The organism is Streptomyces sp. NPDC052225 (assembly GCF_040679615.1).
In the GTDB taxonomy this organism is placed as follows: Bacteria; Actinomycetota; Actinomycetes; order Streptomycetales; family Streptomycetaceae; genus Streptomyces.
In genome coordinates this window covers 1-11623 of record NZ_JBFAVD010000057.1, presented here as the reverse complement: position 1 = coordinate 11623, position 11623 = coordinate 1, and the positions used below count along the sequence as shown (strand labels likewise).

12 protein-coding genes are annotated in these 11623 nt (G+C 71.0%); 5 read left to right on the top strand and 7 right to left on the bottom strand.

Annotation, left to right across the window (positions count from 1 at the left end):
* The 3 genes from AB0L37_RS38070 to ahcY form a co-directional block, all read left to right on the top strand.
* The coding region (locus AB0L37_RS38070) for a vitamin B12 dependent-methionine synthase activation domain-containing protein (protein ID WP_365516667.1) at positions 1-1896 on the top strand (1896 nt) is incomplete at its 5' end.
* Positions 1893-2783 carry a methylenetetrahydrofolate reductase [NAD(P)H] gene (metF, locus tag AB0L37_RS38065; protein ID WP_365516664.1) on the top strand — a complete coding sequence of 297 codons (891 nt, stop codon included), beginning with the start codon at positions 1893-1895 and terminating at the stop codon, positions 2781-2783. The genes AB0L37_RS38070 and metF, both read left to right, overlap by 4 nt.
* Positions 2773-4182 carry an adenosylhomocysteinase gene (gene ahcY / locus AB0L37_RS38060; protein WP_365516661.1) on the top strand — a complete coding sequence of 470 codons (1410 nt, stop codon included), beginning with the start codon at positions 2773-2775 and terminating at the stop codon, positions 4180-4182. The genes metF and ahcY overlap by 11 nt, the downstream gene beginning before the upstream one ends.
* Positions 4183-4397: 215 nt before the next feature.
* Here ahcY and AB0L37_RS38055 read toward each other — a convergent pair whose 3' ends face one another.
* Genes AB0L37_RS38055 through AB0L37_RS38035 form a run of 5 tightly spaced genes read right to left on the bottom strand, consistent with a single transcriptional unit; the run spans position 4398 to position 7460 of the window.
* Positions 4398-5303, bottom strand: a complete 906-nt coding sequence (locus AB0L37_RS38055) for a glycosyltransferase (RefSeq protein WP_365516658.1) — start codon at positions 5301-5303, stop codon at positions 4398-4400.
* Positions 5304-5335: 32 nt separating this feature from the next.
* Positions 5336-5923: a GrpB family protein gene (locus AB0L37_RS38050; RefSeq protein WP_365516655.1), complete on the bottom strand. Its 588-nt coding sequence runs from the start codon at positions 5921-5923 to the stop codon at positions 5336-5338.
* On the bottom strand, positions 5923-6495 hold the full coding sequence (locus AB0L37_RS38045; RefSeq protein ID WP_365516652.1) for an MOSC domain-containing protein: 573 nt from the start codon (positions 6493-6495) through the stop codon (positions 5923-5925). Before AB0L37_RS38045 ends, AB0L37_RS38050 begins: the two co-directional genes overlap by 1 nt.
* 44 nt (positions 6496-6539) lie before the next feature.
* Positions 6540-6866 (bottom strand): MazG-like family protein, encoded by a 327-nt coding sequence (locus AB0L37_RS38040; protein WP_365516650.1) that lies wholly within the window; start codon positions 6864-6866, stop codon positions 6540-6542.
* A 27-nt stretch (positions 6867-6893) separates the two neighbouring features.
* Positions 6894-7460: a DoxX family protein gene (locus AB0L37_RS38035; protein WP_365516647.1), complete on the bottom strand. Its 567-nt coding sequence runs from the start codon at positions 7458-7460 to the stop codon at positions 6894-6896.
* Between the two features lie 90 nt (positions 7461-7550).
* Between AB0L37_RS38035 and AB0L37_RS38030 the strand changes: the two genes are divergently transcribed.
* A complete protein-coding gene (locus AB0L37_RS38030) occupies positions 7551-7874 on the top strand; it encodes a nuclear transport factor 2 family protein (RefSeq protein ID WP_365516644.1) in 324 nt (107 codons plus the stop codon).
* A 19-nt stretch (positions 7875-7893) separates the two neighbouring features.
* On the opposite strand, the gene AB0L37_RS38025 is transcribed toward AB0L37_RS38030, so the two are convergent.
* Both AB0L37_RS38025 and AB0L37_RS38020 read right to left on the bottom strand, forming a co-directional pair.
* Complete coding sequence (locus tag AB0L37_RS38025; protein ID WP_365516641.1) at positions 7894-8739, bottom strand: PhzF family phenazine biosynthesis isomerase; 846 nt, start codon at positions 8737-8739, stop codon at positions 7894-7896.
* Between the two features lie 204 nt (positions 8740-8943).
* Positions 8944-9726 carry an SDR family oxidoreductase gene (locus AB0L37_RS38020; RefSeq protein WP_365516639.1) on the bottom strand — a complete coding sequence of 261 codons (783 nt, stop codon included), beginning with the start codon at positions 9724-9726 and terminating at the stop codon, positions 8944-8946.
* 132 nt (positions 9727-9858) lie between these two features.
* On the opposite strand from AB0L37_RS38020, the gene AB0L37_RS38015 reads away from it, so the two are divergent.
* Positions 9859-11490 carry an alkaline phosphatase D family protein gene (locus tag AB0L37_RS38015; protein WP_365516636.1) on the top strand — a complete coding sequence of 544 codons (1632 nt, stop codon included), beginning with the start codon at positions 9859-9861 and terminating at the stop codon, positions 11488-11490.
* Positions 11491-11623 lie beyond the last annotated feature (133 nt).

Genomic DNA, 11623 nt, shown 5'->3' with positions numbered 1-11623 from the left:
GCGACGATCGAGGCGATCCGTGAGCTGAAGAAGCGTCACCCGGATGTGCAGACGACGCTGGGCCTGTCGAACATCTCCTTCGGTCTGAATCCGGCCGCCCGGATCGTGCTGAACTCGGTGTTCCTGGACGAGTGCGTGAAGGCGGGCCTGGATTCGGCGATCGTGCACGCCTCGAAGATCCTGCCGATCGCCCGCTTCGACGAGGAGCAGGTGCAGACGGCTCTCGATCTGATCTACGACCAGCGTGCGGAGGGCTATGACCCGCTGCAGAAGCTGATGGCGCTCTTCGAAGGGGCGACGGCGAAGTCGCTGAAGGCGGGCAAGGCCGAGGAGCTGGCGGCGCTGCCGCTGGAGGAACGCCTCAAGGCCCGCATCATCGACGGCGAGAAGAACGGCCTGGAGGCCGACCTCGCGGAGGCGTTGCAGAGCAGGCCGGCTCTGGACATCGTCAACGACACCCTGCTTGAGGGGATGAAGGTTGTCGGTGAGCTGTTCGGGTCCGGGCAGATGCAGCTGCCGTTCGTGCTCCAGTCCGCCGAGGTGATGAAGAACGCGGTGGCCTATCTGGAGCCGCACATGGAGAAGTCCGACGCGGAGGGCAAGGGCACCATCGTGCTGGCCACGGTGCGCGGCGACGTTCATGACATCGGCAAGAATTTGGTCGACATCATCCTGTCCAACAACGGCTACAACGTCGTCAACCTGGGCATCAAGCAGCCGGTCTCCGCGATCCTGGAGGCGGCCGAGGAGCACAAGGCCGATGTGATCGGCATGTCCGGGCTCCTGGTCAAGTCGACAGTGATCATGAAGGAGAACCTTCAGGAGCTCAACCAGCGCAAGATGGCCGCCGATTATCCCGTCATCCTGGGCGGTGCCGCGCTGACGCGGGCGTATGTGGAGCAGGATCTGCACGAGATCTACGAGGGTGAAGTGCGGTACGCCCGCGACGCGTTCGAGGGCCTGCGCCTGATGGACGCCCTGATCGCGGTCAAGCGCGGCGTGCCCGGCGCGACCCTGCCCGAACTGAAGCAGCGCCGCGTCCCGAAGCGCGAGACCGCGCTCATCGAGGTGCGGGAGCCGGAGCCGGCCGGACGCAGCGACGTGGCCGCCGACAACCCCGTGCCCGAGCCCCCCTTCTTCGGGACGAGGGTCGTCAAGGGCATCCAGCTCAAGGAGTACGCGTCCTGGCTGGACGAGGCGGCGCTGTTCAAGGGGCAGTGGGGCCTGAAGGACGCCGGGACGATCGAGTCGGAAGGGCGGCCGCGGCTGCGCGGCTGGCTGGACCGGTTGCAGACGGACCACCTCCTCGAAGCGGCCGTCGTCCACGGCTACTTCCCGTGCGTGTCCAAGGGCGACGACCTGATCGTCCTGGACGAGAACGGAGGCGAACGGACCCGCTTCACCTTCCCGCGCCAGGAGCGCGGCCGCCGCCTGTGCCTGGCCGACTTCTTCCGCCCTCAGGAGTCGGGGGAGACCGACGTACTGGCCCTCCAGATGGTCACGGTCGGATCCAGGATCGGCGAGGCCACCGCCGATCTCTTCGCTTCCGACTCCTACCGCGACTACCTCGAACTCCACGGCCTGTCCGTCCAGTTGGCCGAGGCGCTCGCCGAGTACTGGCACGCCCGCGTCCGCTCCGAACTCCGTATCGACGGCCAGGAACCGGCCGCGATGGAAGGCATGTTCCGTACGGAGTACCAGGGTTGCCGCTACTCCCTGGGCTACCCGGCCTGCCCCGACCTGGAGGACCGCGCCAAGATCGCCGAGCTGCTCGGGCCCGAGCGGATCGGGGTCCGGTTGTCCGAGGAGTACCAACTGCACCCCGAGCAGTCCACGGACGCCTTCGTCGTCCACCACCCCGAGGCGAGCTACTTCAACGCGGGAGGCCGCCGATGACCACCGTCCGCGACATCCTCGCGAGCGGCACCCGTACCTTCTCCTTCGAGTTCTTCCCGCCGAAGTCCGAGGCGGGCGAGCGCACGCTGTGGCAGGCCATCCGCCGTCTGGAGCCCCTGTCCCCGACGTTCGTCTCGGTGACGTACGGAGCGGGCGGTTCCTCGCGGGACCGTACGGTCGAGATGACCAAGCGCATCGCGACGCAGACGACCCTGCGGCCCGTCGCCCATCTCACGGCGGTGGGCCACTCGGTCGCCGAACTGCGCCGCATCATCGGCCAGTACGCGGACGCGGGCGTACGGGACGTCCTCGCACTGCGCGGCGACCCGCCCGGCGACCCGAACGCGCCATGGGTCCCGCACCCGGACGGCCTCACCCACGCCCATGAACTCGTCACTCTCGTACGGGGGTTGGGCGACTTCGGCATCGGGGTGGCCGCGTTCCCGGAGAAGCACCCGCGCTCGCCCGACTGGGACACCGACATCCGGCACCTCGTCGCCAAGTGCCGGGCGGGCGCGGACTACGCGATCACGCAGATGTTCTTCGACGTGGAGGACTACCTGCGGCTGCGGGACCGGGTCGCCGCGGCCGGCTGCGACACCCCGATCATCCCCGAGATCATGCCCGCCACCGACGTCCGGCAGATCCGCCGCTTCGCCGAACTCAGCGGCGCCCGGTTCCCCGCGGAACTGGCCCACCGCCTGGAGGCGGCGAAGGACGACCGGGCCGAAGGCCACCGCGTCGGCGTCGCCCACGCCACCGCCATGGCCGCCCGGCTGCTCGACGAGGGCGCGCCGGGCCTGCACTACATCACGCTCAACAAGTCCCTCGCGGCCTTGGACATCCACCGCAACGTACTGAGCTCAAGGAGCCTTCGTGTCAGCTGAATCCACCGGTGAGTTCACCGACTTCAAGGTCGCCGACATCGGCCTCGCGGAGTTCGGCCGCAAGGAGATCACCCTCGCCGAGCACGAGATGCCCGGCCTGATGGCGATCCGCAAGGAGTACGCGGCCACGCAGCCGCTCGCCGGCGCCCGTGTCACCGGGTCCCTCCACATGACGGTCCAGACGGCCGTCCTCATCGAGACCCTCGTCGCGCTCGGCGCCGAGGTCCGCTGGGTCTCCTGCAACATCTTCTCCACCCAGGACCACGCCGCCGCTGCGGTCGCCGCCGCCGGCATCCCGGTCTTCGCCTGGAAGGGCGAGACCCTGGAGGAGTACTGGTGGTGCACGGAGCAGGCCCTGACCTGGCCCGGACAGACCGGCCCGAACATGATCCTGGACGACGGCGGCGATGCCACCCTCCTCGTCCACCTCGGCGTGGAGAAGGAGAAGACCGGCAAGCTCCCCGAGGCGTCCAACGAGGAACTCGCCGTCGTCCGCGCCCTGTTGGAGCGCAGCACCCTCGACTGGACCGCCCTCGCCTCCGAGATCCGTGGTGTGACGGAGGAGACCACGACGGGTGTTCACCGTCTGTACGAGATGCAGCGTGAGGGTTCCCTCCTGTTCCCCGCGATCAACGTCAACGACGCGGTGACCAAGTCGAAGTTCGACAACAAGTACGGCTGCCGCCACTCGCTGATCGACGGCATCAACCGCGCCACGGACGTTCTCATCGGTGGCAAGACCGCGGTCGTCTGCGGTTACGGCGATGTGGGCAAGGGCTGCGCGGAGTCGTTGCGGGGCCAGGGTGCCCGTGTGATCGTCACGGAGATCGACCCGATCTGCGCGCTGCAGGCGGCGATGGACGGTTTCCAGGTCACGACGCTCGACGAGGTGGTCGACAAGGCGGACATCTTCGTCACGACGACCGGCAACAAGGACATCATCATGGCGTCCGACATGGCCAGGATGAAGCACCAGGCGATCGTCGGGAACATCGGCCACTTCGACAACGAGATCGACATGGCCGGCCTGGCCCAGATCCCGGGCATCGTGAAGGACGAGGTCAAGCCGCAGGTCCACACGTGGACGTTCCCGGACGGCAAGGTCATCATCGTGCTGTCGGAGGGGCGTCTGCTGAACCTGGGCAACGCGACCGGTCACCCGTCGTTCGTGATGTCCAACTCGTTCGCGGACCAGACGCTGGCCCAGATCGAGCTGTTCACGAAGCAGTCCGAGTACCCGACAGACGTCTACGTGCTGCCCAAGCACCTCGATGAGAAGGTGGCGCGGCTGCACCTGGACTCGCTCGGCGTGAAGCTGACGACGCTCCGCCCCGAGCAGGCCTCGTACATCGGTGTCGAGGTCGACGGCCCGTACAAGCCGGACCACTACCGCTACTGATCCCGTACGACGCATGACGTATGACGCACGATCAACAGAAGCGCCCCACCTTCGGGTGGGGCGCTTTCCGCGTTTCCGGGTAGACCGTGCCCGGCAGGGCGCTGTAGAAGATCTCCGACGGGCCCCTCGCCGGCGGGCAGCACCGGTTCGACGGCGGGCGGCGCCGGAACCGCAGGAGCCCTCGCCCTCGGATCGGATCGGACCAGGTCAGGGCGTCAGATCAGCGGCGGGCGGCCGAGCCGCGTCATCCGCCACACCGTGCGCCAGCGCATCGGCCGACGCTCACCGGCGGGCGCGCGCACGCCCTCCACGAAGCCGCCCGCCCACGCGCGCAGCCCGCCGAGCGAGCGCGTGCGCAGCAGCGTGATCCCGGTCCACACGCCCAGATAGACGGGGATCAGCAGGACCGGGAGGCGGCGGCGGGCCAGCCACACCCGGTTGCGGGCGGTCATCCGGTAGTAGACGGCGTGCCGGGCCGGGGACGTCTTCGGGTGCTGGAGCAGCAGGGACGGCTCGTAGAGCACCTTCCAGCCGGCGTCGAGCGCGCGCCAGGCGAGGTCGGTCTCCTCGTGCGTGAAGAAGAAGTCGGCCGGCCAGTCTCCGGTCTCGGCGAGCATGTCCATCGAGAAGGCGTGCCCGCCGCCGAGGAACGCCGTGACGAGCCCGCGCCGCATCGGGTCCTTCGCGCGCAGCCGCGGCACGTGGCGCCGCTGCGTCTCGCCGTGCTCGTCGGCGATGCGGAAACCGACGACGCCCAGCTTCGGGTCGGCCGCGAACAGGTTCTGGATGGTGGAGAACACATCGGCGTCGACGAGCAGACCGTCGTCGTCCAGCTCGACCGCCACGTCCACGTCGCCGAACTCGCGCAGCCGGGCCAGCGCCACGTTGCGCCCGCCGGGGCAGCCCAGATTGTCGTCGAGCTCGACCGTCGTGACCTCGAACGGGTAGCCGGGGTAGGCGGGCAGCACCGTGCCGTTGCCGATGAGGACGACCCGGGTCGGCACCACGTCCTGCTTGGCCACCGACTCCAGGAGGGCGTCCACGTCCTTGGGCCGGTTGCCCATGGTGACGATGGCCACGCCCAGGCGCGGGAGTTCGGTGATCGGGTGCCTGTCAGTCATGGCGGCGATGGTATCCGTTCACCTCGCGGCCCCTACGGGTGCGGGTGCCAGCCGGTCCGCTCCGCCCACTGCTCTGCGACGACCCCGACCAGATCGACGACCGGGTCCTTCACGTCCGCGTACGTCCCCGTGTCGGCGACCGCCCCGGCGAATACGTACTTGAAGCGCGCGTACGCGGGCACGGCCTCAGGAGTGGCCCGCAGCCAGTCCCGGAACAGCAGCGCGAGCCGCTCGTTCGGCGAACCCGCCCTGCGCACATGGAGGTTGACGCGCGGGGCATCCGCCGTGCGGCGCGACCAGTACCGCTTGGCCCAGTCGGCGGGGTCCTCGCGGTCCTCCCGCCCGGCGGGCACGTGATCGCGCAGATACGGCGACCGTACGAAACCGAGGGCGGCCAGCGGTGCCTCGAACGCGTCCGCGGCGGCATCCAGATCGGCGACGCTCACCTGCACGTCGTAGATGTCCTTGGCGTCCATGCCGGGCACGGACGTCGACCCGATGTGATCGACGTGCAGCGCCGACGGGCCGAGCGCGGCGGCCAGCCGGGCGCACAGGTCGCGCCCGCCCGCCTCCCACGCCGGGTCGTGCGGGACGACGACGGGCTTCTCGTCCAGGGCCATCAGACCCGGTCCAGCGGCGTGTGCGGCAGCGCCGGCAGCTCCACGTGGACGGCGTCGCCGGGGCGGACGGGCCCGCCCTGCCGGACGACGCCCATGATCCCGGCCTTGCGGACGATCGCGCCCGTCTCGGGATCGCGGCCCACGACACGCTTGAGCAGGCCGTCCTGGAAGGCGTCGATCTGGAGACACGGGTTGCGCAGCCCGGTGACCTCGACGACCGCGCAGCCGCCGTCCTCGTGGTCGCCGAACCGCAACAGGGTGCCGGTGGGCAGGGCGAGCAGGTCGATGCCGCGCGTCGTGACGTTCTCGCCGAGTTCGCCGGGGCGCACCCGGTGCCCGTCGGCCGCGACCTCGTCGAACAACTCCTCGTGGATCAGGTGGACTTGGCGCAGGTTCGGCTGCGTCGGGTCCTGCGCGACCCGGGACCGGTGCTTCACCGTCACGCCCGCGTGCACGTCCCCCTCGACCCCGAGCCCCGCGAGCAGCGTGATGCTGTCCCGGTTCGGCTTGGTGAAGGAGTAGACGCCGTTGCTGCTGACCGCCGCGACGACGCCGCCGTCGAACCCGCCCATGCCACGAACCCCCAGTTCGCCTGATCACCCGGACGTCCCGCAGCCTATCCGGCGGCACGCTCCGTGAGCCCGGCCAGATGCGCGCGGAGGGTGCCGCGGGCGTCGGGGGAGAGGGTGCTCAGGGCGACCAGGGCCGTGACGACCACGTCGCACAGCTCCGACTCGACGTCCTGCCAGGTGTGGCTGTGGCCCTTGCGCGGGTTCTGGCCGACGGCCCCGATGACCGCCTCCGCGACCTCGCCGACCTCCTCCGACAACTTCAACACCCTTAGGAGGAGGGCTTCTTGGGGCGGCCGCCGGTTGTTCTCGTCGAGCCACGCGCGGAGCCGGTCGATGGCGGCCCACAGGTCGTCGTTCTCGTCATTGGTCACGGCCGACGAGCCTATGCCCCTGCGGCTCTACTCCTCGGGGGCCGACTCCTTGACCCGCTTGTTGCGCGAGCCGACGACCGCGAGCGCCGCCGCTCCGGCCCCGACGAGCGCCGCGGGCACCATCCAGTGCCGGTCGAGGGCATGGCCGAGCGCGTGGTCGAGGGAGTAGCGCCCCGCGCCGGTCACGGCGAGGCCCGCCGCGACGAAGCCGAGGAACGCCGGGTACTCGTAGCCGCCGCCCATCGCGAAGAACCCGTTCGGCGCGTGCACGGCCGCCGCGCCCGCCATGGTGCCGGCCGCGGCCGCCCCGCCCACCGGCGTCGCGAGGCCGAGCGCGAGCAGCGCGCCGCCGCCCGCCTCGCCGAGCCCGGCCGCGAGCGCGCTCGCCTTGGCGGGGGCGTACCCCATGGACTCCATGGCGGCGGCGGTGCCGGAGACGCCGCCCCCGCCGAACCAGCCGAGCAGCTTCTGGGCGCCGTGCGCCGCGAGAACCCCGCCCGTGCCCAGGCGCAGAGCCAGAAGTCCCAGGTCGCGGCGGTTCGAGCAGGGGGTGAGCCGGGTCCGGGACCGGGCGTGGAAACGTGTGCAGGTCATGCCCCCACCGTCCGCCAGAGCCGGCCCGCGCACCCGGTGCGCGGGCCCGTTCGGGTGGCGTTCACCCGGCCCCGGTGCAAGCCTGGGCGCATGCCCATCCAGACCGCGAAGCTCAGTGACCCGGCGGTCCGCGCCTTCGTCTCGGCGCTGAACGCCCACGACCGGGACGCCTTCCGCGCGGTGCTCGCACCCGACGCGACGATGACGGACGACGGCTCCGAGCGGGACCTCGACGACTGGACCGCCCGCGAGATCTTCGACTCGAACGGCCACATGGAAGTCGAGAAGGAGACCGCAGAGGGCCGCACCCTCGTCGCCCGCTACCGCAACGACACCTGGGGCGAGATGCGCACCAAGTGGTCGTTCGACGTGACGGGCGGCAAGGTCACCCGGTTCGAGACGGGTCAGGCCTGAACACCTCCCCGGGACACGGTTACGGGATCGGCACCGCCGCCCCGCTCACCCGCACCCGCGCGTCGCCCTCGCGCAGCGTCACCGTCAGCTCGCCGGGGCGCCCCATGTCGGCGCCCTGGTGCACGGTCAGCTCGGCGGCGTCCGGCACCAGACCGAGTGCGCGCAGATACGCGCCGAACGCCGCTGCCGCCGCGCCCGTCGCCGGGTCCTCGACGACGCCGCCCACGGGGAACGGGTCGCGTGCGTGGAAGGTGAACTCGTCCTCCCGCCACACCAGTTGGACGGTCGTCAGATCCAGCCGGCGCATCAGCGCGGCGAGCCGCTCGAAGTCGTAGTCCAGCTCCGCGAGCCGCTCACGGGTGGCCGCGGCCAGCACGAGGTGGCGGGCGCCGGCGTAGGAGATACGGGGCGCGAGCGCCGGGTCGAGGTCGGCCGCCGGCCAGTCGAGCGCGGCGAGCGCCTCCGCCAGATCGGCGTCGGCGACACCCTCGACGTGCGGCTCCACGCTGGTGAGGGTCGCGCGCAGCGTGCCGTCGTCGTCGGCGTCCACGGTGACCGGCACCTCGCCGGCCTGGGTGCGGAACAGGAAGTCGCCGGTGCCGAGGCGCTCCGCGAGCGCGACGGCCGTGGCGACGGTGGCGTGCCCGCAGAACGGGACCTCGGCCTTGGGGCTGAAGTACCGCACGGTGTACGTACGGTCATCAGGGCCCGGCGTCAGGAACGCGGACTCGCTGTAGCCCAGGTCGGCGGCGATCTTCAGCATGCCGGCGTCGGTGAGGCCGGTGGCGTCGAGCACGATCCCGGCGGGGTTGCCTCCGGCGGGGCGGGTGGTGAAGGCGCTGTAGCGGAGCACGTCTGGTGTCATGCCCCGGATTCTCGCCGCTGCGGGGTGCGGTCGCGTCGCCGGGTGCGCCTTTCGTCGTGGCTGGTCGCGCAGTTCCCCGCGCCCCTGAAATGCAGGCGCTGCGCGCCGCATTTCCCCGATGAAGGCTGCGCGTAGCGCATGCCTTCTAGGGGCGCGGGGAACTGCGCGACCAGCCCCCACCGGCCCGCAGCCGAACCGATGCGCTCAACCCCGCCCCACATAAGGCATGTTCGTGGCAAGCACCGTCGCGAACTGCACGTTGGCCTCAAGCGGCAACTCCGCCATGTGCCGCACGGTGCGGGCCACATCCGCCACATCCATGACCGGCTCCACCGCCAGCTCCCCATTGGCCTGAAGGATCCCCGACCGCATCCGCTCGGTCATGTCCGTCGCCGCGTTCCCGATGTCGATCTGCCCGCACGCGATCCGGTACGGACGGCCGTCCAGGGACAGGGACTTGGTCAGCCCCGTCAGGGCGTGCTTCGTCGCCGTGTACGCGACCGAGTGCGGCCGCGGCGTGTGCGCCGAGATGGAGCCGTTGTTGATGATCCGGCCGCCCTGCGGATCCTGCTCCTTCATCTGCCGGAACGCCGCCTGCGCGCACAGGAACGCCCCGTTGAGGTTCGTGTCCACGACGTGCCGCCACGCGTCGTAGTCGAGGTCCTCCACGGGCACCCCGCCGGGCCCGAACGTCCCCGCGTTGTTGAACAGCAGGTCGAGCCGCCCGAACCGGTCCCGTACGGCGGTGAAGAGCGCGGCCACGTCGTCGGGGCTCGACACGTCGGCGCGGACGGCGAGGGCGTCCGTGCCGGGGGCCAGGGCCGCCGTCTCGTCCAGCGCCCGCGTGCGGCGGCCCGCGAGCGCCACCCGCCAGCCCGCGCGGAGCAGTTCGAGGGCGACGGCCCGGCCGATGCCGGATCCCGCGCCGGTGACCACAGCGGTCCTCGTCGTCGAGGTGACCGTCGAAGTGTCCGTCGATGCGTTCATGGCGCGAGGGTACGGCGGGACCGGACATCCGGAGATCACCGATCCGCCATGTGGCTGTTGTGTACGCGACAGTCGCGCGTCGTCCCGGGCCACTGCAATTCCCCTGACACCAGCAGTCAGGGGAGGGGCTCCATGTCACCCGTACCGCAGCACGCACCCGAACTCCGCGCGGCCGCCCAGCACTTGGGCCGCCGCCGGTTCCTCACGGTCACCGGCGCCGCCGCCGCGCTCGCCTTCGCGACCAACCTGCCGACCGCCGGCACCGCGGCCGCCGCCGAGCTGGACTCGGCGAAGATCACCGGCGACCCGTTCACGCTGGGCCTCGCCTCCGGCGACCCGCTGCCCGACTCCGTCCTGCTGTGGACCCGGCTCGCCCCGTCCCCGTACGAGCTCGGCGGCGGCCTGCCCGCCGAGCGCGTCGAGGTCCGCTGGGAGCTGGCGCTCGACGAGCGGTTCCGGCGTGTGATCAGACGCGGCACCGCCACCGCGCACCCCGAGTTCAACCACTCCGTGCACGTCGAGGTCGACCACCTGGCGCCCGGCCGCGTCTACTACTACCGCTTCCGTGCGGGCCGCTGGGTCAGCGAGACGGGCCGCACCCGCACCGCGCCCGCCGCCGCGAGCCACGCCTCGGCGCTGACCCTGGCCGCCGTCTCCTGCCAGGCGTACCACGACGGCTACTACACCGCGTACAAGCACCTGGCCGAGGACGACGTCGACGTCGTCTTCCACCTCGGCGACTACCTCTACGAGTACGCCGTCACGTCCGTCGGCGGCGCCCGCAACTACACCGACCGCGTGCTGCCCGCCGTCTTCAACAAGGAGACGACGACGCTGGACGACTACCGGCTGCGGTACGCCCTCTACAAGACCGACCCGGACCTGCGGGCCGCGCATGCCGCCCACCCGTTCGTCGTCACCTGGGACGACCACGAGACCGAGAACAACTACGCCGGCGACGTCGACGAGAACGGCGACCCGCCCGCCGAGTTCCTGCTGCGCCGCGCCTCCGCGTACCGCGCGTACTGGGAGAACCAGCCGCTGCGCCGCCCGCAGCTGCCGACCGGCCCGGACGCCCGGCTCTACCGGCGCCTCCAGTGGGGCAGGCTCGCCCAGTTCGACATCCTCGACACCCGCCAGTACCGCACCGACCAGGCCAACGGCGACGGGTGGAAGTCGCCGACGCCCGAGTCCGAGGCCGCCTCGCAGACGCTGCCCGGGTTCACCCAGGAGCGCTGGCTGATCGACGGCTGGCGCCACTCGCGGGCCCTGTGGAACGTCGTCCCGCAGCAGGTCACGTTCGCCCGCCGCAACAACCCGGCCGCCGGGAACACGACCCTGTCCATGGACTCCTGGGACGGCTACCCGGCGTCCCGCGAACGCCTCCTCAAGGGCGCGGACGCGGCCCGCGTCCAGAACCTCATGGTCCTCACCGGTGACGTGCACGTCTCGTACGCCATGGACATCAAGCGGGACGTCGACGACGCGGATTCGCGCACGGTCGGTACGGAGATCGTGACGACGTCGATCACGAGCGGCAAGGACGGCTCGGCGCGCCCGTCGAACTGGGCGAACTACCTCGCCCGCAACCCGCACATGAAGCACTACAACGGCCAACGGGGTTACGCCACGGTGGCTCTGGGCGAGCAGTCCGCCCGGGCCGACTTCAAGACGGTCCCGGCGGTGACCGTCCCGGGAGCAGCCCTGACCACCGCGGCGTCGTTCGTGACCGAGGTCGGCAAGCAGGGGTTGCATCCCGTCTGACCGCCCGGTGGGGGGCTGGTCGCGCAGTTCCCCGATGGGACGCGCCCCTGAGATGCCGCACCGAAGGTGCGCATCTCAGGGGCGCGGGGAACTGCGCGACCAGCCCCCTCCGAACCCGCACCCGACGACCGAC

Coding starts and splice junctions, on each gene's coding strand:
- metF (WP_365516664.1), top strand. CDS start 1,893: ATGACCACCGTCCGCGACATCCTCGCGAGCGGCACCCGTACCTTCTCC.
- AB0L37_RS38055 (WP_365516658.1), bottom strand. CDS start 5,303: ATGACTGACAGGCACCCGATCACCGAACTCCCGCGCCTGGGCGTGGCC.
- AB0L37_RS38050 (WP_365516655.1), bottom strand. CDS start 5,923: ATGGCCCTGGACGAGAAGCCCGTCGTCGTCCCGCACGACCCGGCGTGG.
- AB0L37_RS38045 (WP_365516652.1), bottom strand. CDS start 6,495: ATGGGCGGGTTCGACGGCGGCGTCGTCGCGGCGGTCAGCAGCAACGGC.
- AB0L37_RS38035 (WP_365516647.1), bottom strand. CDS start 7,460: ATGACCTGCACACGTTTCCACGCCCGGTCCCGGACCCGGCTCACCCCC.
- AB0L37_RS38030 (WP_365516644.1), top strand. CDS start 7,551: ATGCCCATCCAGACCGCGAAGCTCAGTGACCCGGCGGTCCGCGCCTTC.
- AB0L37_RS38025 (WP_365516641.1), bottom strand. CDS start 8,739: ATGACACCAGACGTGCTCCGCTACAGCGCCTTCACCACCCGCCCCGCC.
- AB0L37_RS38020 (WP_365516639.1), bottom strand. CDS start 9,726: ATGAACGCATCGACGGACACTTCGACGGTCACCTCGACGACGAGGACC.
- AB0L37_RS38015 (WP_365516636.1), top strand. CDS start 9,859: ATGTCACCCGTACCGCAGCACGCACCCGAACTCCGCGCGGCCGCCCAG.